Source organism: Vibrio sp. SSH13-20 (genome assembly GCF_040104475.1).
GTDB classification, from domain to species: Bacteria; Pseudomonadota; Gammaproteobacteria; order Enterobacterales; family Vibrionaceae; genus Vibrio; species Vibrio harveyi.
The window spans coordinates 231,523-254,787 of the sequence record NZ_JBECOU010000001.1 but is presented as its reverse complement, the minus strand read 5'-3'; the positions used below and the strand labels follow the sequence as shown (position 1 = coordinate 254,787).

The 23,265-nt window shown below is 41.6% G+C and carries 18 protein-coding genes and 2 pseudogenes; 10 read left to right on the top strand and 10 right to left on the bottom strand.

The window, feature by feature from the left end; genetic code table 11:
• Positions 1–87: 87 nt before the first annotated feature.
• A complete protein-coding gene (locus ABMY42_RS01240; protein WP_017819392.1) occupies positions 88–1,689 on the bottom strand; it encodes a long-chain fatty acid--CoA ligase in 1,602 nt (533 codons plus the stop codon).
• Positions 1,690–1,993: 304 nt separating this feature from the next.
• On the opposite strand from ABMY42_RS01240, the gene ABMY42_RS01235 reads away from it, so the two are divergent.
• On the top strand, positions 1,994–2,653 hold the full coding sequence (locus tag ABMY42_RS01235) for an HAD family hydrolase (RefSeq protein ID WP_349265873.1): 660 nt from the start codon (positions 1,994–1,996) through the stop codon (positions 2,651–2,653).
• Between the two features lie 58 nt (positions 2,654–2,711).
• On the opposite strand, the gene ABMY42_RS01230 is transcribed toward ABMY42_RS01235, so the two are convergent.
• The 5 genes from ABMY42_RS01230 to ABMY42_RS01210 form a co-directional block, all read right to left on the bottom strand.
• Positions 2,712–3,506: a hypothetical protein gene (locus tag ABMY42_RS01230; RefSeq protein ID WP_349265872.1), complete on the bottom strand. Its 795-nt coding sequence runs from the start codon at positions 3,504–3,506 to the stop codon at positions 2,712–2,714.
• A 44-nt stretch (positions 3,507–3,550) separates the two neighbouring features.
• A complete protein-coding gene (locus ABMY42_RS01225) occupies positions 3,551–4,396 on the bottom strand; it encodes an Mg-dependent DNase (RefSeq protein ID WP_349265871.1) in 846 nt (281 codons plus the stop codon).
• Between the two features lie 73 nt (positions 4,397–4,469).
• The gene (locus ABMY42_RS01220; RefSeq protein ID WP_349265870.1) at positions 4,470–4,802 is read right to left on the bottom strand and encodes a hypothetical protein; all 333 of its coding nucleotides are present in this window, start codon (positions 4,800–4,802) and stop codon (positions 4,470–4,472) included.
• Positions 4,803–4,832: 30 nt separating this feature from the next.
• Entirely contained in the window at positions 4,833–5,294 is a 462-nt protein-coding gene (locus tag ABMY42_RS01215) for a hypothetical protein (protein ID WP_349265869.1), read from the bottom strand.
• Between the two features lie 68 nt (positions 5,295–5,362).
• On the bottom strand, positions 5,363–6,196 hold the full coding sequence (locus ABMY42_RS01210; protein WP_187993501.1) for a DNAase: 834 nt from the start codon (positions 6,194–6,196) through the stop codon (positions 5,363–5,365).
• 571 nt (positions 6,197–6,767) lie between these two features.
• Between ABMY42_RS01210 and ABMY42_RS01205 the strand changes: the two genes are divergently transcribed.
• From ABMY42_RS01205 to ABMY42_RS01195, 3 genes are read left to right on the top strand one after another with little or no spacing between them, the layout of a single operon-like run.
• Positions 6,768–7,424 carry a TetR/AcrR family transcriptional regulator gene (locus tag ABMY42_RS01205; protein ID WP_005449834.1) on the top strand — a complete coding sequence of 219 codons (657 nt, stop codon included), beginning with the start codon at positions 6,768–6,770 and terminating at the stop codon, positions 7,422–7,424.
• On the top strand, positions 7,411–8,739 hold the full coding sequence (locus ABMY42_RS01200) for an HlyD family secretion protein (protein ID WP_274877494.1): 1,329 nt from the start codon (positions 7,411–7,413) through the stop codon (positions 8,737–8,739). The genes ABMY42_RS01205 and ABMY42_RS01200 overlap by 14 nt, the downstream gene beginning before the upstream one ends.
• On the top strand, positions 8,736–11,837 hold the full coding sequence (locus ABMY42_RS01195) for an efflux RND transporter permease subunit (RefSeq protein ID WP_079324982.1): 3,102 nt from the start codon (positions 8,736–8,738) through the stop codon (positions 11,835–11,837). The genes ABMY42_RS01200 and ABMY42_RS01195 overlap by 4 nt, the downstream gene beginning before the upstream one ends.
• Positions 11,838–12,541: 704 nt before the next feature.
• Here the strand turns inward: ABMY42_RS01195 and ABMY42_RS01190 are convergent.
• From ABMY42_RS01190 to ABMY42_RS01180, 3 genes are all read right to left on the bottom strand, one after another.
• Positions 12,542–12,808: a hypothetical protein gene (locus tag ABMY42_RS01190; protein ID WP_005449840.1), complete on the bottom strand. Its 267-nt coding sequence runs from the start codon at positions 12,806–12,808 to the stop codon at positions 12,542–12,544.
• Between the two features lie 281 nt (positions 12,809–13,089).
• Positions 13,090–16,248, bottom strand: a complete 3,159-nt coding sequence (locus ABMY42_RS01185) for an efflux RND transporter permease subunit (RefSeq protein ID WP_029790151.1) — start codon at positions 16,246–16,248, stop codon at positions 13,090–13,092.
• Positions 16,249–16,261: 13 nt separating this feature from the next.
• Positions 16,262–17,419, bottom strand: coding sequence for an efflux RND transporter periplasmic adaptor subunit (locus ABMY42_RS01180; RefSeq protein ID WP_009697217.1), 1,158 nt, complete (start codon positions 17,417–17,419; stop codon positions 16,262–16,264).
• Positions 17,420–18,001: 582 nt separating this feature from the next.
• Between ABMY42_RS01180 and ABMY42_RS01175 the strand changes: the two genes are divergently transcribed.
• The 6 genes and pseudogenes from ABMY42_RS01175 to ABMY42_RS01150 all read left to right on the top strand — a co-directional run bounded on the left by ABMY42_RS01175 (position 18,002) and on the right by ABMY42_RS01150 (position 22,530).
• Positions 18,002–19,519, top strand: coding sequence for a phospholipase D family protein (locus ABMY42_RS01175; protein WP_349265868.1), 1,518 nt, complete (start codon positions 18,002–18,004; stop codon positions 19,517–19,519).
• Positions 19,520–19,643: 124 nt separating this feature from the next.
• Positions 19,644–20,009 (top strand): annotated as a pseudogene (locus ABMY42_RS01170) (methyltransferase domain-containing protein); the annotation flags it as partial.
• Positions 20,010–20,286: 277 nt separating this feature from the next.
• Positions 20,287–20,511: pseudogene (locus ABMY42_RS01165) on the top strand (SAM-dependent methyltransferase); the annotation flags it as partial.
• Positions 20,512–20,525: 14 nt separating this feature from the next.
• Positions 20,526–21,089, top strand: a complete 564-nt coding sequence (locus tag ABMY42_RS01160) for a GNAT family protein (protein ID WP_009697219.1) — start codon at positions 20,526–20,528, stop codon at positions 21,087–21,089.
• Between the two features lie 192 nt (positions 21,090–21,281).
• Positions 21,282–22,142: a hypothetical protein gene (locus ABMY42_RS01155; RefSeq protein WP_005448770.1), complete on the top strand. Its 861-nt coding sequence runs from the start codon at positions 21,282–21,284 to the stop codon at positions 22,140–22,142.
• Positions 22,135–22,530, top strand: coding sequence for a DUF2391 family protein (locus ABMY42_RS01150; RefSeq protein ID WP_050924979.1), 396 nt, complete (start codon positions 22,135–22,137; stop codon positions 22,528–22,530). Before ABMY42_RS01155 ends, ABMY42_RS01150 begins: the two co-directional genes overlap by 8 nt.
• A 33-nt stretch (positions 22,531–22,563) precedes the next feature.
• Here the strand turns inward: ABMY42_RS01150 and soxR are convergent, their stop codons facing one another.
• A complete protein-coding gene (gene soxR / locus ABMY42_RS01145; protein ID WP_017819402.1) occupies positions 22,564–22,995 on the bottom strand; it encodes a redox-sensitive transcriptional activator SoxR in 432 nt (143 codons plus the stop codon).
• Positions 22,996–23,265 lie beyond the last annotated feature (270 nt).

Genomic DNA, 23,265 nt, shown 5'->3' with positions numbered 1-23,265 from the left:
GCAGCCTTAACTAAATGAAAATCGGCCCCGATGCATAACCTGTGTCGGGGCCGAATATTATGGTTTGGATTCAAAAAGTTTCACTACTTACAGATGAAGTTTACGCAGTTCTTTCTTATCCACTTTACCAACGCTGGTCTTAGCAATCTCGTCCACTATCTTCACTTTAAGTAGTAATGCTTCTCTAGCAAGAATCCCTTTATTGATGAAGTCTTTCGCAAAACCTAACAGTTCCTTTTCTGTGACTTGAGCGTCTTCTTTCAAAGTCACCAAAGCTAACGGCACTTCACCCCACTTGTTGTGCGGCATACCAATCACCGCAACTTCGGAAACACTCTGATGCTGGTGGAGAATGTCTTCAAGCTCTAAAGAACTTACCCACTCACCAGATATCTTAATCATATCTTTTACGCGGTCAGTGATCTTGATAAAGCCTTCGTCATCAATATGCGCCACATCACCTGTGTGCAGGTAACCGCCACGCCATAGTGCTTTAGAGTTTTTGTTGTCTTTGTAGTAGTTAGGCGTTAACCAAGGTGCACGAACAACAATTTCACCAGCGGTTTCGCCATCATGAGGCAGTTTGTTCATATCCTCATCCACAATATACGCTTCTACAAGCGCAACTTTCTTACCTGTCTTCGAGCGATATTCCGCTTGTTGGTCGACATCTAACTCTAATTGCTCAGGCGTCAATTGGACGATAGAAAGAATAGGTCCAGTCTCACTCATGCCGTAACCAGCAAATACGTCGATATCACGTTCTAGAGCTGATTTACATAATGCTTTTGGTAGCGCAGCACCACCAATGACGACTTTCCACCCAGAAAAGTCCATCGCCTTCGACTTTGGAGAGCTCAGAAGTAGATGCAAAATAGTCGGCACACAGTGTGAGAACGTCACCTTCTCTTGCTCAATCAGGTTAAGCAAAACATCTGGAACATACTTACCCGGGTAGACTTGCTTAACACCAAGCATGGTTGCCATATATGGAAGCCCCCAAGCATGGACATGAAACATCGGCGTAATCGGCATGTAGATGTCACCTTGATGCAATCGACCTTGTGAAGCGTTGGTACCGATTGTGCTTAATATACCCATAGTATGAAGAACAAGTTGACGATGCGTGAAGAAAACGCCTTTTGGAAATCCTGTAGTACCCGTGGTGTAGAAAGTTGTCGCCACCGTGTTTTCATCGAAATCAGGGAAATTGTATTCCGTGCTTTCCTGTTCAAGAAGGCGTTCATACTCACACTCTTCATCATCACGTAACACAACGTAGCGAGTGACCGTATCAATGCGTCCTTTGATCTGGTCTAAGATTGGTAGAAACTCTTCATGAATAAGAATGATGTCATCTTCGGCATGATCAATGGTGTAAAGGATCTGTTCTGGAGACAAACGAACGTTAATCATGTGCAGCTTGGCACCAATCATTGGGATAGCAAAGTAACACTCAAGGTAACGGTGGGAGTCGTAATCCATCACAGCAACCGTATCGCCTTTTTTCACGCCCATTTTGGTAAGCGCGTTGGCAAACTGTCTTACACGATCATGAAACGTTTTGTAGCTATGACGGCGGTGGTTAGCGTAGACGATTTCTTGCTCTGGGTTGAAAGCAACTGGGGAAAACAGCAAGTTTTTAATTAGTAACTGATAATTGGATGGATCATTTACATATTGGTTCATATCGGGGGTTCTTTTTGTATTTTTCTTAACGTTTGCTTTGCGAGTGACTCAATTATCGCTCAAAAGCGTGACTGTATTCAGTACACAAGAATAAGATTAGATTCGAAAGTTCTATTGTAGCTCTCTAACGCCAACTCAGAAATGCTTCATCCCTAATCATTGAAACTAAGTTTTGTGATAGTCCGGAGAAAGTGCAACGAAACCGTCACAGTTTGTCGTTAGCATACCTCACAAACTCATAAGCCTCGCTCTGTACTGAGCGAGAAGTTACATCGTCCTCAACCCAACTAGTGAGAACCGAACTATGTCCAAACCTTTGTATGTATTTGATATGGATGAGACCTTAATCAACGCTGATTGTGCAATGATTTGGAATGAGTTTTTGGTGGAGAAAGGCATCGCAACTGAGCCTAACTTTATTGAGGAAGATCTTCGCCTAATGGGCTTGTACGCAGAAGGGAAAATGGAGATGGAAGATTACCTAGCGTTTTCCATGAAGCCAATAGAAAACATGCCGATTAAAGAAGTCAACGCCTTGGTTGAAGAGTGCGTAGAAAAGCATATTCTGGCTAAACAGTACCCTCAAGCCAAAACGCTCATTGAACAACTGTCTGGTGATGGTATTGATATGGTCATCATCTCAGCAAGTGTCACTTTTTTAGTGACAGCTGTTGGACGACATCTGGATATTCCGACTTCTCTTGGAATTGACTTGGTGGTGGCTGATAACCGCTATACCGCAGAAATCGATGGAATCCCAAGTTACCGAGAAGACAAAGTTACCCGATTAAAACAGTGGTTGGCGACGCAGGCAAAGTCCTATTCGGAAATCCACTTCTATACTGATTCAATCAACGACTTGCCACTGTGTGAATACGCAAATTACGTCTACCTTGTGAATCCATGCCCTCGCTTAAAAGTGCACGCTGATAGACCGAATTGGACCTTGTTGAATTGGGGTTAGTGGTTCAACACTAACTGCTAATAGGTAGATAAAAAATCATGCTCTAATGAAACCTAGCCTACTTCAGCAAGTGCTCAGAAGAGCCTTCTTCAATATATTTAGAAACATGTAATGAAGACACTATAATCTCTTCTGCCTGTTTCGAATTTTCGAAGCAGACACCCATATATTTATCATTCCATCCATCATGGTGGACTTCCAAATTAATATATCCATATTCATTTAGGATATAGAAATATTGATTCTTTAGATTTGATTCTGAACGAACCTCTTCATACATTATATAATTATCCCTAAAAACAAATTCAGGATTTTTTATTAAAACTTCTTGAATTCGTTTATTTATAAGGCTTTCCTTAAGTCTAAAATCACCAATAATGTAATTTTCGTTGAAATGTTCATTAATTGACTTAATTTTAAATTTATTATACCCTCTTCCTGTTTCAGGATCATATTCCTCTGCGTTATAGAATGTTTCATATCTTTGTTCAATATCTCTTTTTATACAATCCATGTCTATTTCTTTTTTATGTTTAAAAAGAAAAGGGATCAATTGAATTTTAATGGTCAATTTACCATAGTAACTATAATTAATAGGGTATGGAATTAACGTATGGTAAAACCAATCTAAACGTGATATTTCAATAATATCGTTATGATATTTAGTTTTTGAATTCTTAAGATAGTATTCAAAATCCACTTCTGGCAAATTACTACTTAGACTAGTTTCGTTAAACCCTTCAGGAACAGTCAAGTCACAAATTAAACTACCAAACCGATAGAGTCTTTGTTGCGTTTGAGCAAGCTTAGCTCCTGCCCGAAACTTAAGATTAAAAAATGAAGAAATGTACATCAGTGCTTTCCTATTTTCGCATATTTTCTTACCATCCTCGCCTTTTACTTTACATCATTCCCTCGCAACTTTTCCTCAGCAGAATTTAAACAAGAGTCAATATAATTAGACAATTCCAATCGTTCTAACATTTCTTTTTCGAATTTTTCATCGGCATTACTCACCCAATTTAACAATTTTTTATTTGTATAACTAGAGTCTAATTTATACCAAAACTCTACACTAAGATAAAATCCACCACTAATTATTATGTTATATACTCGCTTTAGATCATATTTATAATAAACGTTTCCTTCTTCATATTTAACACATCGATGATTACCTATATTTACCTCTTTACATTTAATAGGTGGATACCCCAAAAAGAAACTATGTATAAGATATTTTTCTTTTTTCTTTATTTTATCTTCATCGTCAGGATTAACTCCCCAACGCTGATCTGCAATTATTCTGGCATCATTCATTAAGTCTGTATGATAACCACGCATAGAATCACTGCATGGATTAGGATCATGATAATAGTCGTTATATTCTCTTTCTATAAAATTTGATAATTCATTTTCAGTTTCAATAGTAGCATTTGATTTTTTAATTCTTAAATTAATATACAGTTTACCTAAAGTGTTCACAGGAAAAATATAATTTGTTACTATCTTCCTGAAAGGATAACCAACATAGAATAGATTGACATATTTCTGGTGTATATACTCAGTAGATTTAATATTAAAGTCTTCCAAAAGAAAGCTATCTTCGTAATGACGCTTTTCCAATATATCTTTCGGGAATTCAAATTTAATCAAGTAATCGTCGACTCTAAAAATATCGATGGACATTTCAGATAAGTCAAGCTTCCCTTTGAAACCATCTAGGAGCAATTTAAATATTTTCAAATTTCCATCCTATTTAATCCAATAATTAATTTACATAAAATTCACTGATAAAAATATGATATTTAGCTAATGTTTAAGCTTTAATGTTATAAACCATTGAGGAATCAATACAATTTGAAATTTCCAATCGTTCTAACACTTCTTTTTCAAATGTTTCGTCAGCTCTTTCAATCCATTTCAAAAACTTTTTCTTAGGATAGCCATATTGAGTTACATACCAAAACTCAATACTGAAGCAGAATCCATCTTTAATGATTAAATTATATACTCGACTGAACTCCCCTTTATACTTTAAACTTCCTTCCAAATACTTAGAAAACGTATATTTACCTATTTTTTCATTTTCACACTTTATTGGTGGATAGCTATAGTAAAAACTATCGATAAGATATTTTTCTTTTTCCAATATCATTTCTTCACGCTCTGGGTTTTCTCCTCATTGACGATTTGCTCTTTCAGTAAAATCTCTCATTGACTCTGTATGCTCTCCACGCGTAGAGTCTGAACATGGATTCGGATCATGATAATATTCCAAATATTCTTTTTCTAAGTAGCTTGAGAGCTGATTACTTGTTTTTATATTTCTGTCTATCGACTTTATTTTTATTTTAATAAAAAGATCTCCTTGCTTATTAACCGGAGCAATAGGATTAAAAATCACTCGACTAAAAGGAAAGTTTACAGAAGCCAATTCAATTATTTTTTCATGACCTTCATGAAACGAATTATCATCAAACTTGTCTAGATCAACTACATCATCATATATTGAATATTCATACATATTGTCTGGACATAAGAATAAAACAATGAAATCATCAACTTTAAATATATGATAAAACAAACTAGAAAACTCTGGCTTTTCTTTGAAACCATCTTTTAACTGTTCTAAAAATTTCAATTTTATACTCATTTATCAAAAACACTTTTTTAAAAATTCAACTCTATAAAATATAATCATTCAAAACATTATTCAATCCTCCAATTATTGCCTAGATATGAATCGATAAAAGGTGATATTTCTAATCGTTTCAGCACTTCTTTTTCAAATGTTTCGTCAGCTCTTTCAATCCATTTCAAAAATTTTTTCTTAGGGTAGCCATATTGAGTTGCGTACCAAAACTCGATACGTAGACAGAACCCATCTCTGATGATTACATTATATACTCGACTAAACTCCCCTTTATACTTTAAACTTCCTTCTAAATACTTTGAAAACGAGTGCTTTCCTATTTTTACATTTTTACACTTTATTGGGGGATAGCCGCGGTAAAAGCCATCGATAAGGTATTGTCTTTTTTCTGATATCATTTCTTCAGATTCTGGGTATTCTCCCCATTGACGATTAGCTCTTTTTATAAATTTTTTCATTAACTCCGTATGATATCCACGTTTAGAATCCGAACTTGGATTTGGGTCGTGATAAAAATCAAAATACTCTTTTTCTAAATAATCTGATAGTTGTTCTGTTGTTTTCACATGACTATCTATTGATTTTATTCCTAACCTAACGAAAAGATCACCTTGTTTATTTACAGGTGCTATAGGGTTAAAAATAACTCTACTAAAAGAAAAATTAACATAAGCCAGCTTAATTATACTATCATGATCTTCGTTAACTGAATTGATATTAAAATTATTTAGTTCAATCTTGTTCTCGTATACTGCACCTTCAAATATGTTATCTGGGCATTCAAATAAAATAACTAGATCATCAACTTGAAACGCATGATAAAACAAGCTAGAGAATTCTGGCGCTCCTCTAAAACCATCTTTCAATTGATCTAAAAATTTTATTTTCATACTAATTTTATAATAAATACTCGTTGTAAAATTTCAGTCATATAAAAGAAAACTAATCAAAGAAACTGAATGACTACAATTAATTTTATCCATATTCTCAACTAAATATAAATCGATGAAAGGTGATATTTTCAATCGTTTCAACATTTCTCACTTACTAGGACACGTTAAATCTGACTATAGAAAGACCACACGAACGAAGGGTCGGTAGAGACTCTTTGATGATTACTAATTTTTCCGCGCTTAGTTAGTGTTTTATGTATCATCTTCATCTCACGCAATAAGCATCATTAACGCAGCATGGTAATTGAAAACAGATTCAGTTCGAGATGGTTATGAAGAGGAAATACTGATTTTTCGATTGACTAGGGAATTATATCTTATTGAGAAACATATCGTTTTCATTGGTGTTAGCTTACTCATACTGCGAGTCGTCATGCTCCTCTCGTTGCTCGAAGTCGACTTCATCACAAATTAATCAATTGATTAAATAGCGATGAATTTTTCGTATGTCGTATAACCAATCGCCGTCTTATAATTAATCAAATGTTTAATATTTTGAGAGGCGACGGTGACAAAAGCTCAAAGAAAGGCAGGAAGACCCACAGACCAAATTGATGCTCGTGAAAAGTTAATATTCCACGCACGCGAGCTCTTCACCATCATGGCCTACGACAAAGTATCCACTCGTTTGGTCGCACAAAAGGCTGGAGTGAATGTCGCGATGATTCGTTACTACTTTGGAAATAAGGAAGGGCTATTTGAAACGATGCTGCGCGAGACACTGTCACCCATGCAGAAGCAATTGCAAGCTCTCGTATCAGACAGCAGTGAGCAAAATTTTCTCGACTTAATGCGTACCTATTACCGAGAAATGATCAAAGTGCCGCAGTTTCCTCGCTTAATAGCTCAAGTCATGCACATGCCTCCTTCCGAAACTCAACGAAAGTTACTTGAAAAAGTATTTGCCGACATCAGCCAACCAATGCAAGGGGTTATCTTCGATAAGTTGGTCGACAGTGGTGTTCTGCGAAAGGGAGCTGACCCGCAACTTTGTCGTGTCTCTTATATCAGCTTAATGGTTTTCCCTTTTATGGCACCACCAGCGCTGCTCGCCATACACGGTATTGAACTCTCAGAAGCATTCTTGAACCGATTGTTCGAACACAACATACAACTGATGAAACATGGACTCTTAGACTCGGGCGACCAATATGAAAATGAATAAAAAATTGCTGTTCTTTCCTGCCCTTTCTGCCGGGATCGTCATTCTGCTCTTGGCAATTAACCTCAAACCAGATTTGCCAGTAAAACCTGCGGGGGATCGCGCAAGGTTAGTCGAAACTGTTCCTCTTGAACTGAAAGCCATTGCACCTATCGCTATTGGGTTCGGAAAAATTACACCCAAAATTGAGTGGAAGGCTATCGCCGAAGTCACTGGAAAAGTAGTTTATCGCCACCCACAATTGGAAAAAGGGCAAGTACTACAAGCAGGAACGGAGATCTTAAGGATCGATCCACTCGATTACGAATTAAAACTGGTTCAAGCTCAAGCCGACCTTAAGTCTGCACAAACCTCTCTGGCCAAGCTAAACCAAGAAGAAGCGAACTTAAAAAGCACACTCAAAATTGAAGCGAATCGTTTAGTGATCGCCAACAAGGAACTTGCTCGTAAGCAAAACCTACGCAAGAAAGGCTTAACATCGCAATCTGATGTGGATCAACAAGAGCAAAGTGCGCTTTCTCAGCGTAAGTTGGTGCTTGATATTGAAAATCAGATAGGTTTGATGCCAGATGAGAGGCGTGTCGCTGAGGCGTTAGTTAAGGTCAACGCTTCGAAAGTGGATGAGGCGAAACGTTCACTTGATAAAACCATCATCACGCTCCCATATGATCTGCGCATTGCTCAGGTGGATATAGAACAAAATCAAGTAGTGAACCTTCAACAAACTATGGTCACAGGGCATGGCATTGATGTGATGGAAGTTGAAGCCCAGCTGTCGATACATGATATGCAAACCCTTGCTTCAAGCATCGGTGAGTTTGTACGTGATGAGTCAGGTATCCCACAACCTGATATGAATGCTATCCACGCCATTATTGAGCTTAATAGCGGCAACCTATCTGCGTCTTGGTCTGCTAAAGTCGCGCGTATCAGCGAGACGGTGGATCCAAGCCAAGCCACCGCTGGGGTGATATTGGAGATTGAGCAAGACTATCGAGCATTGAAACCAACGTCTGTACCACCTCTCGTGAACGGTATGTTTGTACGTGCATTGATTGAAGGACAACAGAATCCAAGCTGGGTTATTCCTGAACGCGCGCTCCATGGAGACAAGATCTACCTGATGGGTGAAGATAACCGCCTTCAAATCGTGACTGTTGAGGTACTCTATCGACGCGACAACCAAGTCGTTGTCGAAGGTGCCTTGGAACAAGGTCAAAAGTTAATCATTAATGACCTGTTGCCTGCTATCAACGGCATGTTGTTGAAGGAAGCATCAGAGCAGAGCCAAACGGTGACTGAGGGGTCCGACTCATGATCCGATTCTTTGCAAAACACCCAACCGCAGCCAATTTGTTGATGTTGACGTTGCTTATCTTGGGTATTTCTTCCCTCTCTGGCATCAAGCGAGAAACCTTTCCGGAGTTCGATCCCCCTTATATTCTTGCTGGCGTGGTTTATCCAGGAGCATCCCCTCAAGAAGTGGAAGAGAGTATCTGTGTTCGCATGGAAGACGCCGTAGATGGACTCGCTAATATTGAAGAAACTCAGTGTGAAGCTATTGAAGGGTCAGCTCGTCTCATCTTAAAGTTAAATGAGGACGCCGATATAGGTCGCATGCTCGTTGACGTTCAAACTCAAATTAACTCGATCAATGACTTCCCACAAGAAATTGAGTCGCCCGTAGTTCAAGAACTGGACTGGAACGAGCCTGTCGTTGATGTGGCAATCACTGCAGATACGACTTGGCCGGAATTAAAAGGGTATGCCGAACAACTTAAACGCACACTAAAACTCGATTACGGCGTGTCTTTGGTCGATGTGGCAGGCTTCTCGGATCATCAATACAGGGTAGAGCTTGATACACAAGCGATTCGACAATTAGGTCTGAGTGTGGGTGATATTGCGGAGCAAATTGGTCGTCAAAACGTTAAGTTACCAAGTGGTAATGTTGAAACACCAGACAAAAATTTCCTGATTCGTTTTGACGAACGCCGCGTTACGCCAGAAGAACTAGAAACTATTGTTGTTGGTTCAGGTCCGAATGGCTCAATCATTCGCTTAAAAGACATCGCTACGATTACAGATCGCTTTGAATTAGATGAGCAGAAAGTACTCTTCGATGGTCACCCTTCTGCCCTTCTAAAGATCAGTAAAAACAAAGAAGACGATGCTCTCAGAATTAAAGAACGTGTCGCTCAATTTGTGGAAGAACAGCAAGCCATTGCGCCAGACGGAGTCATGCTACAAATGACCAATGATCTCTCGTCAGTGCTTTGGGATCGTCTTACTATGATGGTCAAAAATGGCTGGCAAGGTATCATTTTGGTCTTCGCTACGATGTGGTTGTTTTTTAGCTTTCGCTATTCATTTTGGGTTGCCGCCGGTTTACCTGTTGCATTTTTAGGTGGCTTGTTTTTGATGGCACAGCTTGGACTATCCATCAACATTATGTCCTTAGTCGGCTTGCTAATGGCGATCGGTATCATGATGGATGACGCAATCGTTATAGCAGAGTCCATTGCCGCTCACCTTGACCGAGGCGAAGAGATTGATGACGCCGTTATCAAAGGCGTTAAGAAAGTTTTACCGGGTGTAATTTCTTCCTTCTTAACCACCGTTTGCATCTTTGGTAGCCTGCTGTTTCTACAAGGTGAAATGGGTGCAGTGCTAAAGGCGGTCCCGCAAGTACTTATCTTGGTATTAAGCTTGAGCTTAGTGGAAGCATTTTTGATTCTACCCAACCACTTATCTCATTCACTGCATAAACAAAAACAAGAAAAGACCACACCAAAGTTCAAACAAAAGCTACTGGCATCTTTTGAGAACTTCCGTAATACCACGCTGGTTAATGCCGTAGATAAAGTGGTTGAGTATCGCTACGCTTTCATGGGCAGTGTCATTACTTTGCTGCTGATTTCTGCCGCAACGTTAATTGGCGGTTTGCTTAAGTTCCAGCCCTTCCCTGAGCTAGACGGTGATATTGCCGAAGCTCGTATCATTCTTCCTCCTGGGTCTTCGCTATCCCAAACAGAGGCAGTGGTAGATAAGATCGTCGCATCAGCGCAAAAGCTCGATAAAGAATGGACTGAAAAAGTTGAAGGCGGTAATCCGCTCGTACTACACATAACCAGTCAATTCAACGCGAATGCCGATGCCAACGAATCAGGTCCCCATATCGCAACAGTTAGATTGGACTTGTTAGGGGCAGAAAGCCGCAACACTCTCATTGATGACTTTATCGCAGCATGGCGTGAAGATATTGGAGAACTCGCAGATCCCATCTCTCTGGTATTCAAACAGCCCACGATGGGACCGGGTGGTCGAGCGATAGAAATTCGTGCAAAACATGATGATCTTGATGCATTGAAAGCGGCTTCGATTGATATTCAACAGTATCTTAATGAATTTGACGGTGTTCATGGCGTGCTAGATGACATGCGCATGGGTAAAGAGGAAGTTCTGGTTAAATTGCGTCCCGGCGCAGAAGCTTATGGCATCAATGGTCAGCTTGTTGCAAACCAACTACGTGCGGCATTTTTTGGTCAAACCGCTGACGAAATCCAAGTCGGCGTTGAGAATATTTCGATAGAAGTTCGACTAGATAAAACGCAAGCAGGCGACTTACAACAGTTGGCGAACTTTCCGATTATCTTGCCAGACGGTAGCCAAATTCCGCTCGCGACCATTGCAACATTGAATTTCCAGCGCAACTACGTACGCATCCAACGTATTGATGGATTGCGCACGGTGAGCGTATTTGGTGATACCGACAACACCAAGGCAAACTCAACCGCTATCATTCGCCAATTCCAACAAGATGAAGCGCCAAAATTGATGCAGAAGTACCCTGGGTTACGTTTCGACTTTGAAGGTGAAGCTAAAGACACAGCCGAGACCGGAGCCTCTATGGGCAAAGGCTTCTTGCTTGGGTTATTTGGCGTGTTTGCCATCCTAAGTTACCAATTCCGCAGTTACTTGGAACCGTTTGTAGTCATGCTCGCGATCCCACTTGCTTTTATCGGGGTAGTATGGGGGCATATTGTGCTTGGGCATTCCTTAAGTATGCCGAGCATGATGGGCTTTGTCTCATTGGCTGGTATCGTAGTAAACGACTCAATCCTGCTAGTACAGTACATACGCCATCATGTAGATGAAGGTGACAATGTTCATGATTCTGTCGTTAAAGCGAGTAGAGAACGTTTCCGTGCCGTATTCCTAACCTCGATGACAACCGCTGCAGGTTTGCTACCGTTGCTAACGGAAACCAGTTTGCAAGCCCAAGTTATCCAACCTCTGGTTATCTCTATCGTGTTTGGTATTTTCGCCTCGACGTTGTTGGTACTGTTTATGATTCCTGCCGCTTATGCCATTTTGGCTGACTTCGGTCTAGTTCATAAGCACGAAGAGATCTAAAACAATCCGATAAGTTTCCTTATCAAAACAAACAAGAGCGGCTTAGGTCGCTCTTTTTGTTTTCAGTGAAAAACGTTAAAAGCCACACAAACACGTAACAATTAAAAGGTTGTTATGAGGCATTAAGTGCAAATATGAACAATTGAGAATGCGATATGTTGACTTTTATATAACTAATTCAAATGACAGACACCGCGTTTATGATAAGTTTTATTATCAAAAACGACATTTAGCACAGTAAAAACACACACAGACAACACATTCACAATTTGAACTAACGATAATGAAATCATTGATTGAAGAATTAACATTTTAACAATGATTACAACAATGTTAACTTTAGCTCCGTTGGTCGCACTGGTGGTAAGCCTCTCACCAAGCCTATTGTCAGTATGATATGGACGTTCGACCATCTCCAAAATGAATAGACACCCAAATTGGTGCCCTTTTTTCGCCCGCGAAGGTATTCTTCGCGGGCTTTTTTCTTTCTAACTATTTCAACTCACTACTGTTGCCTATCATGTCGCCAGATATATCGTTCGTTTTCACTAACTCGTAAACACAAAAAAGCCAACCTAGTTAAATAGATTGGCAAACAGAGCAACAAGATTGACGCCGATAATTCATCACGTCACCCTTGTATCGGATGTACTTTGGTTAATCACGCTTCCTTGTGACTAACACGGAATCTTTAACGTCAGAGCTTAAGATTTGGTTGCCTCTATCTTCTGGCACTTGATCTTTACCAACTGCGCTTGTTGTTCTTTGATGTGTTTAACAATGCGCTCATCACGTTCATCAATGGCGTCCATGTTCATTTGTTGAATGTCCGCAACTGCCTCATGCTTCATTGTTGTAAATTCTTGACGTAGATCTGCACTCCACTCATCTTTGTCTAGAGTGTTAGCAGTAGCGATTGGTGATGACATTACAGCAATAAGACCTAGAGTAGATAGAAATACGCTTTGCATAATAAGCTCCTTAGGGATTAGCAGTTCATTGGGTTGCATCCTATACATTGCACATAGAATGCCAACTTTTAAAACCTTTAATATCAATGACTTAAAATAAACATCATTTTTCTACCATCTGCTCGGTGGCGAATTTCACACACTCAGTGTTAAATTAACCAAGCAAATTTATGAATATTTAACCATTCACTCAATTTATAGTATAGGAAGTTCATTTCTGTTCGCTTAAGGAACAAAAAAAGCAGCCCGAAGACTGCTTTGTAATTTCGTTCTAGGTGAAACTAGCTTTGCATACTTTCTCTACCAGTTGTATTCGCTGACGGCTTCTTGAACTTACTCATCACACGCCCGAAAAAGCGTTTGATTGCCCGGAAGATGTTTTTAATGTCTTCAAGCATCAGGTACAAACAAGGCACCAAAATCAAGGTAAGTACAGTAGCAAACAGCACTGCAAAACCAAGGGCTACTGCCATAGGGATAACGAATCGAGCCTGCAAGCTGGTTTCAAACATGATGGGTAAAACACCAGCAAACGTCGTGATCGATGTCAGCGTGATCGCTCGGAAACGTGCACACCCAGCCTCAACGACTGCTTGCTTGATGCTCATGCCTTTTTCACGCACCTGGTTGACGTAATCTGTCATCACCAAGGAATCATTGATAACCACCCCCGCTGCCGCGATCAAACCAAACGTCGACATCATGCTGATGTCCATATCCAGCCAGAAATGTCCCCAAATCGCACCTGTTAAGCTAAACGGAATCACCGACATGACGATCAGCGGTTGGGTATAGCTCTTCAACGGCACAGCCAGCAAGATGTATACGATGATCATGCCTGCAATGAAGAACATGATTTGCTCGTTACGCTGTGCAGCTTGCTCTTCAATATCACCGCCCAATTCCGTTTTCACACTCGGGAAAGCTTGCTTCATGTCCGGTAAGATGTTGTCGTCAATTACCTTCACAACTTCTTGAGGTTCAACCAACTCTTCATCAATAGAACCATAAACGTAAACGGTTTGGTAACCACCTTCTCGTCGAATGCTACTCACACCCGGTTGTTCGTTGATCTTAACCACATCACCCAGCATGACCTTTTTCCCTGCTGGCGTCGTGATCACTGCATAGCGTAAAGAAGAAAACGCTTCACGAGTCAATTGCGGGTAACGCACCATGACTTTGATTTCTTCACCATCACGAATAATGCGCTGCGCTTCACCACCATAGAAACTGCCACCAACTTGTTCTGCAATCATCGTCAGATCCAAACCAAGGTCGTAAGCAACTGGAGCAAGTGATAGTAGAACTTCTTTGCTACCGGAATCGATAGACGAAGATACGTCATACAAACCTTCTTCTTGCTGCAGTCGACCAATCAAGTAACGACCCGCTTCATTCAGCTCGTTAATATCCGAACCAAACAATAAGTAACCAAACTCATCACGATCACCACCGCCTGCACTTTGCTCACGGATCTTAAAGCTCTTCATTCCCGGAATCACAGGCATAGCTTCACGCCAACGACGCGCAAGCTCAAAGGTATTAAATGGACGTAATTCTTCATCGACAAGTGGCACAAGAATGCGACCTTCAGTACGACTGCGATTGTAAGACAGCACGTCACGAATCATACCTTGACCGTATTCATCGATGATCTGATCTTCGATTTCTTGCATCACACCTTCAATGGTTTTTAGCGCATTAATGGTTTGCTCACTCGATACCGTGTCATTCATTTCAATCGTAATCGCAGGATAATCCGTTGGTACCTTTGGATTCGGAATCACACGCACATAGTTAGAACTCACCAAGGCTGCACTAATAAGAAGCAAGCCACAGAAGAAGGCAAATACAGTCCAGCGCCAATGCGTACACGCTTTAACAAAACTACGGTAAGGACCATTCACAAAACCAAAGAAACGCTTGTTAAAGCTATCACGCCATCCATCTGGTTTGATTGGTTTGAAGTTCGTATGCGCTAAGTGAGCCGGAAGAATCAACTTAGATTCAATCAAACTAAAGGTAAGACACAGGATCACAACACCAGCAATGCCATAAAAGAAGGCACTATCAATACCACTAGAAAGCAGGAAAGGTGCAAATACCGCAATCGTAGTCAACACACCAAAGGTAGCTGGTGTAGCAACACGTTTAACGCCAGTGACAACATTTTCGACACCACCGCCCTTCTCTTCGATTTCACTATAAGCACTTTCCCCAGTCACGATAGCGTCATCGACAACGATACCGAGTACCATAATAAAGGCAAATAAAGAAACGATATTTACAGTGATACCAAGCATGGGCATCATCATCACTGCGCCTAAGAAACACACTGGCAGCCCTAACATTACCCACATCGCCAAGCGGAAACGCAAGAACACGCTCAGCATGATCGCTACAAGCGCCGCACCTTGAAGCAAGTTTTTCAGCATCATATCGAGACGACCATTGAGATAATAGGTCATATCAACCAGTACTTTTAACTGAATATCGCTAGGTAACGTTTTGTTCTTTGCTTCAATATAGTTACGAACAGACTCTGCAACAGGAATGATGTTTTGGTCGCGCGTGGCTTGAACCGCCATGTAAATTGCATTTTGACCTGAATATTCAAAGTAACGATCTTCTTCTGTGAAGCCATCTTTGATGGTTGCAATGTCTTGCAGTAACACCTTAGCGCCATTTGCGCCGAGTTTAACGGGGATATTTCGAAATTCATCGCCATGGTAATACTGGTTCTCAATACGAACCGCAATCATACCTGCGTTGGTTTTCACCTCACCTGCGGAGAAGTTAGCAGAATAGCGACGAATCGCATTACTCACGTCATTCAGTGTTAGATCATACTTACGCAAAACAAGTGGGTCGACTTCAATCGCAATCTCTTCCTCTGGCGCACTGAGATCCACCAACATAACGTTTTGTAGTTGCAGAAGCTCATCTTCGACTTGTTTAGCAATAGGTTTGAGCTCTTCAAGAGGTCGGTCCCCGACTAACCCCATCTCAATCACTTCTTGTCGCCACTCCACTTGATAAACGTTAATCGGCTCCATGCCCGCAGGCAAATTGGATAAGGTGTCCACTCTTTGCTTTACATCGTCCAACACACGTTTGATGTCCGCGTTCACATCCACTTCAATCGACACATGCGCACTGCCTCGGGATGCGCGTGCGACCGTCTTTTTGATGCCGGTGACGTCTTTAATCGACTCTTCCACTTTCACCAAAATACTCTCTTCAATTTCTTGTGGAGAAGCACCTGGATAAGCAGCACGAATATTGATGTAGTTGACCTCAACATTCGGGAACATTTGGCGTTGAATGAATAAGAAACTCACGATGCCCATCACGATGATGAACACCATCATTAAGTTTGCAGCGACAGAGTTATTGGCAAAATAGGCAATAATGCCTTTTTGTTGATTCTCTTCCATGATTGACTCCTACTTACTGTACGACGGTTTCGGAGTCGTCATTCTTTTTTGCGACTTGGACTGCCATGCCTTTTTGCGGGTACTCAGGCAAAGTCAGAACAAGCATGTCTGATTGCTCCAAGCCTTCCCCAACAAGCAAAAACTCACCTTCTGCACGAAGCACGTTTACTGTTCTTGGTTGCAGTTCATTTTCACCATTCACTACCCAAACCGTTCGGTTTTTCACTAACTCTTGTGGTAAGCGATAAATGTGCTTTAGTTCTTTACCTGTGAAACTCACTTCGACATACGAGCCAAACTTAATCGGCGGCTGCTTGTTATCTAAGCCATAAGGATCTTTCACCTGAATGACCATGTTGATCATACGTGTCGCGCTGTCGATCATTCCTAAATCTCGAACGACCTTACCTTCTCTCGTTGTTGAAAGAATACCTTGTTGAGTCACCGTTGCTCGCAGTTCTTTTAAGGAGTCAGGAAGGAACGCACTGTCAAAGCCTGCGATCGGAACATGGATCTCTGCCACTTCAATGTTATTTAACGTAGCCACGCGAGAACCAGAAGAAACAAATTGACCGACACCGATGTCGCGTTCAACAACGAGAGCATCGTAAGGTGCTACCACTTTGCAGTTTTCTAGGTCACGCTTTGCTCGTTTCAGGGCTGCTTGCGCTGACTTCACTTGCGCTTGAGCACTTAACACCTGTGGTTTGCGTAAATAGAGGTCTGTAATTTGTTTATCGCTTAACTTCTTCGCTTGACGTTTCGCTACCTCAGCTTTTGCTTGCTCTTCAATTAGAGCTGCACGAGCGCTTGCTAAACCGGCTTCAGCTTGGAGTACTGCCGCTTCGTAATTATCACTTTCAATCGTGAATAGCACTTCACCACGTTTAACGATGCCACCAGTGACAAAGTTTGGATGCCAACTCACGACCTCACCGCTGACTTGTGCAGCGAGGTGGGTTTTCTCAAAAGGGACCATCTCACCATGACTGGTGATTACGACTTTATGATCGGTTGGAAAAAGTGAAGAAGTTTGTACTGTAGGTTCAGTAACGGTGTCTTTGGTTGACTCTTTTTCTGGTGCGGTCGCAGCAATAGCGGCATAGCCCGCATAAGCCCCCCCCATCACGACGAAGGGTAAAAGCCAACGTAATACTGGTTTTGCTAACATCAAAAATCCTTTTTTATTTTTGTATTCTCCTATTCATCCCCATCAGGCATTCGCCTTAAGACCACGTTAAAAATCCGAGATTTTGTAACTGGACCTTACACTCCCCGCGGACAAACAGTGAGATATTTGCATCTGAAATAGACAACTTTATAAAAGAGCCGTGCTTCCGCTGTTTTTGTGACTATCGATCACAAAAGAACTATCCATGGCAAGTTAATAAAATTAACAAAAACTTAACCACTTTCGCAAGTTACGGCCTCTCACACTCACCGTTTATACGCAATAGGTGTGCCAATCGTTTACTTTTTAAATATCAATAAGTTAAATTAATCTAGCTATTTTTTGTAGTTCAGTGTTGGTAATTACCACCAGATATTAGTGATATTAACCATTTACCAACAAAACATAAGTTAAAAACATGATATTGTCCGCCTGAATAATATTCCATTTTCATGCATTAAATGTGGTTTCGCGCTCTTTGCCTTGAATGTGAAAACTGCGACTTAACCTAACCCGCTCGCATTACCAGTTACCAACGCTTGATATATAATCAAAAGGTTATGATAAACAAGGAAGTGTGCATTGCGACGTTCTCTCTCAAAAGCCCTCTTGGGCTCTATGCTCTTACTGGTCTCAGCGTGTTCATCCATTCAACCCAGAGATCCAAGTGAGAAATCCACCAGCTTTCAATTTGGCTATCAAAATGATTCTGCTTTGGCTGATTTTTTTGAAAGCTACGACAAAGATCCAGACTCTGATACCGGTTTTTATCCACTAAACCAAGGCAATGACGCACTTCTTGCTCGAATAGCTCTGATTGAATCCGCCGAGAAAAGTTTGGATTTGCAGTACTACATTTACCGTAGCGACGAAACTAGCCAACTGATGACATGGCGATTGTATGAAGCCGCTCAACGCGGTGTACGTGTTCGCCTATTGCTGGATGACATGCAAAAACGCAATGATGAAGGTATGGCGCAACTGAATGCTCACCCTAACATCGAAATTCGTTTGTTCAATCCTCATCAATACCGAGACGCGCGCGTATTTGCTCTTGCGAGTGACTTTGACCGCCTTAATCGTCGTATGCACAACAAGTCACTAATATCAGATAGTGTCTCCGCGATTGTTGGTGGCAGAAACATTGGCAATGAATACTTCTCTTTTGAATCTAATGTCGAATTCGGCGATTTCGATGTCATGCTTTATGGCGAGGCTGTGACACAAACCGCGGATCAATTCGACCTTTACTGGAACAGCTTGTATGCGATCCCAATGGAATGGATTGTGCCTGAATCAGAAAGAGTTGCCGACGATGCCATTAAAACTCAAGTTAAGAACTTGAAATTAGAAGAAAAGTTCTCTACTGGTCCTTATAATTTTAAAGAACTCGATCTTTACGAAGAACTGCAACAGGGCAAGTTGAATTTATACTGGGGACAAGGTGAAGTTTGGTTCGACTTGCCCGATAAGATTGCAACTCAAGAAAGCCAACTTGTTGCCAACCTCAGTGAACTGTTAGCAAACGTAGATAACTCTTTTGTACTAATATCCCCGTACTTTGTGCCAACAAAATCTGGGACAAAAGCACTGACGGACGCGGCAAAGCGAGGTATCGACATCACAATAGTCACAAACAGCTTGGCATCGAACGATGTGTTTGCCGTTCATGGTTGGTATGCGAAATACCGAGAAGACTTGGTTAAAGCTGGGATCAAGCTTTGGGAAGTGAAAGCCAGCGCAAAAATCAAAAGTAAATGGAGTCTCACGGGCAGTAGCAGAGCAAGTTTGCATGCCAAAGCCATGATGATCGATAGTAAAACTCTGTTTGTTGGTTCCATGAATTGGGATCCACGTTCCGCTGAACTCAATACCGAAATGGCAGTCGTCATCGAACAACCTGAATACGTGCAAAAATCCTTAGCGGAGTTGCCCAAACAGCTCAGAGAAAATGCCTATAAAATCGTAATCAAAGATGGCGACATAGCGTGGGTTGATATGGAAACTGGTGAAGAATTCGATTCGGAGCCAGAAGCCAATGTATGGAGAAGAATGGGCGCTTGGTTCTCTGGCATACTTCCAATTGAAGATCAGCTATAACCCTCGTTATGCGCCTGCTGAATACCAGAAACCAGAGAGAATAGCCCACCGCTCAGAACATAAGGGAGTCGTGTTCTATTGAAACGTAATACGACAAAAATAGAAGAGTGAAAAAGGAATCACGATGTCAGTAAAATGGAACGAATATTATCAAAAGGTCGCGCAGCAGCCGCACCGTCCCAACGTCGAGCGTGCAGCGAATTTACTTACTCTCGATAATAAAACCGCTATAGATGCGTGATGTGGAACTGGAAGAGACTCTCAGTATCTTCTTAGTCGAGGCTACACCGTTCATGCTTTCGATGCGCATCAAGACGCTGTCGAAACCTGCTTAACTCGCTTTGAAGGCAACCCTCACTATTCCATATCCCATTCTTGTTTTAGTGATTTTACGTATCCTGCTTGCAGTTTATTTATCGCCAGCGCTAGTTTGTTCTTTTGTCCTAGCGAACACTTCGCCAAGGTCTGGCAAAAAATCAACAAAGCATTAGGGTCTGTTGACCTTTCGAGCTGATTTTTGCAGCGAATTGTTGGGGATTTATACAAGGCAGAGACTTTGCTGTGTAGCTAGCCTACATGAGAAGGCGATAACGCAGTAGAAATGACCAACAAACGCTGCCCGGAGGGTTCGGGCTAGGCGCCCCCGCAAAATCGTTTTATGCTTTGTTAAGGAGTATTTACTTAGAATGACTAGGCAGCACACACCTTGCCTCGCCTAAAACGATTTTATCTCGAACAAAATTTAACCGCGAAAGGGTCAACAGACCCTAATACCTAACGGCGTATTTTGTGGCGACTTGTTAGGAATCAACGATTCTTGGGTTGAGGCAGATACTCACCCCAACATCTGTGCTTTCACCAAAGAGCAAGTGGAAGCTTTGTTTGAAGGTTATGAAATACTTCATTTTCACGAACGAGATGAAGATGGCACAACAACTGTTGGACACACAAAGCATTGGCACACGTTCAGCGTCACCGCCATTAAACGTTAATTAAAAGGTAAGCTATGTACCATTTCCAAGGCGTGACACTGCGACGCGCGACCCCTGAAGAAGCAAAGAATCTATATCAGTTAATTACTGAAGATGAACGATGGGCTAAATTTAATGGTCCTTACTTTCCATATCAAACTCCGACACTGGAAGGCTTTCGTAACAACACCTTACAACGCCTAATAAAAGGTGAAGACATGTTATTGATTGAGTTCGAGGGTAAACCTGTTGGCTCTGTCAGTTGGTATTGGGAATGCGAGAGCACGCGTTGGTTAGAAGCTGGGATCGTCATTTACGATTCTAACTACTGGAACAAAGGGTTAGGTTTTAGCGCATTGGTGCCTTGGATAAGCCATATCTTTGACACACAAGAAATAGAGCGAGTCGGATTAACCACATGGTCAGGTAACCCGAGGATGATGCGCTGTGCGGAGAAACTCGGCATGCAGCAAGAAGCACGAATTCGTAAAGTGCGTTATTACCAAGGCGAATACTACGACTCGGTCAAATATGGCGTACTGAAAGAAGAGTGGCAAACACTGATCCAAGGCTTGTTCAGCCCAGATCAATTCGCATAGACCACTTACACAATACCGGAGTAAAAAGAGCAAACGCCCTACAAAGTGAGATAGCCCGCCACAAGACGAAAAGCTAATGACACGTCAGAACACATTATAAAACAAGTGTTTTTCATGAGTTCTTTGCTAAACATAGTCGCTATTTGCTATGGTTTCAGAGATCCATCCACTCTCGACGCAAAAGGACGTTCTATGCGCTTAATCATCGGCATATTCTTCGCTGCTCTACTCTCTTTCCCATCTCTAGCATCAGAAGAAAAGTATTCAGAATCCGACCTTTTAGATCGCCCTTTGATGGAACGTTATATCCTCGACGAATTAAAGTCTCTACGTCAGGAACAACAGGATTTAGAACGACGGATGGTCGTCGAGATCACCGACCGCGAGCTTACCGTAGCCGATAAATCATTGAACTACGCTAACGTCACCGTCACCTACTTCTTCTATATCATCGCAGGTGTTGCATCGCTAATTGCCTTTGTCGGTTGGCAGTCATTGCGTGAATTTAAACACAACACCAAAGAAATGGCAGACAAGCGACTAGAAAAAATCGCTCAGGAATACGAGAAAAAGTTCCTAGCATTAGAACGCGACTTAAAACGCAAAACTCGCATCATCAGCGAGAACAACAAAGAAATCGAGAAAATCAACGAAATCCATAACTTATGGCTTCGTGCACAAAGCTCACAAACTCCAGAGCAACGTATCGATATCTACGATGAGATTCTGCTGATTCGCCCGGGCGATTTGGAAGCACTCACTTACAAAGCAGATGCCGCAATGGAGATCAAAGAATACCACTGGGCACTGAGCTTATGTAATCGCGTTTTGGAAGTCGATGACACTAACGGACCGGCGCTTTATCAACGTGCATGTGCGTACTCTCGACTCGGCATTGAAGAACAAGCGATTGAAGATTTGGAGCGTGCAATAGATGCCAGTCCATCAATTCGCGACTTGTTAGCTGAAGAGCAAGATCTGGAACTGCTTCATGGGCATGAACGCTTCGAGCAACTTCTCACAAGTAACACTACAGAGTCTAAGCATGAGTAGCCACTTTAATCTCGAAGACGCCAGCCAAGTTCTCGTTGGTGCTTTTGCTTTAGCCGTGCCAATTTCATTTTCGGAAGAGGCATGGCGACTAGGAGAAAGCCTGCCTTTTATTAACTTACTGATGTTGTTTAGCCTTTCAGTACTCTTTTTAGGTTTTTTCGCCTATCAAAGTGTATTTCAAAGCAACATCAATACTCGTATTACGGTATTTATTTTTCGTGTCGTGATTGCTTATTTTATTGCCGCTGTAGTTGTTGCTCTGGTTCTATTTTGCATCAACAAATTGCCAATGTTTACCGACCCAATTATCGCTCTTAAACGCGTAATAGTCATAACCATGCCAGCTTCAATGGGCGCTATCGTCGTCGATAGTTTTGATAAAGAATAGAACCACATTCTCGTCACTAGGGGCTAGTTGCCCCTAATCATCCAACGTTAAGTTCGACCCCGAATGCTCTTTCCCTAATATGTCTTCTGGGTTTCTTAACGCACACGTTTCAAGCGACAAACAGCCACATCCAATGCACCCGCCTAAGTCATTTTGCAATGCTTTTAGCTTTTGAATTTTTAGATCCAATTGTGCATGCCAATGACTTGCCATGGTTTCCCACTGTTGCTTGTTTGGCGCTTGATGCTTGGGCAACTCTTCTAATGCCTGTTTGATTTCTTCGAGGGATAGTCCAACTTGTTGAGCAGCTTTAATTACCGCAATACGACGAAGTACACTGCGGTGATACCGCCTTTGATTGCCTTGGTTTCGCCAGCTTGATATGAGTCCTTTCTGCTCATAAAAGTGCAGTGCTGAAACCTTTACTCCAGAACGCTTTGCTACCTCACCAACACTGATTTCCATGCTTTGCCTCTTGCTCTTACAAATGCCAACCTCAAGCTTAATTGAGGTTTTAAGTTACATTACGTTAACAAATTAAGCCATTAAAGACGATGAAAAATAAAATCCTGTCCTCATTGGCTATGCAGTATTTAGAGGGCATTCTTCACGACTATTTACGATAAGAACATTCTAGCAACAGGTGCCAAAACGATTACGGTAGGGATGATGCGACGCTTGGGTTAGAAAATGAATGGCAAAAACAGGTTGATTGCCATTCATTAGCTTTAGTGG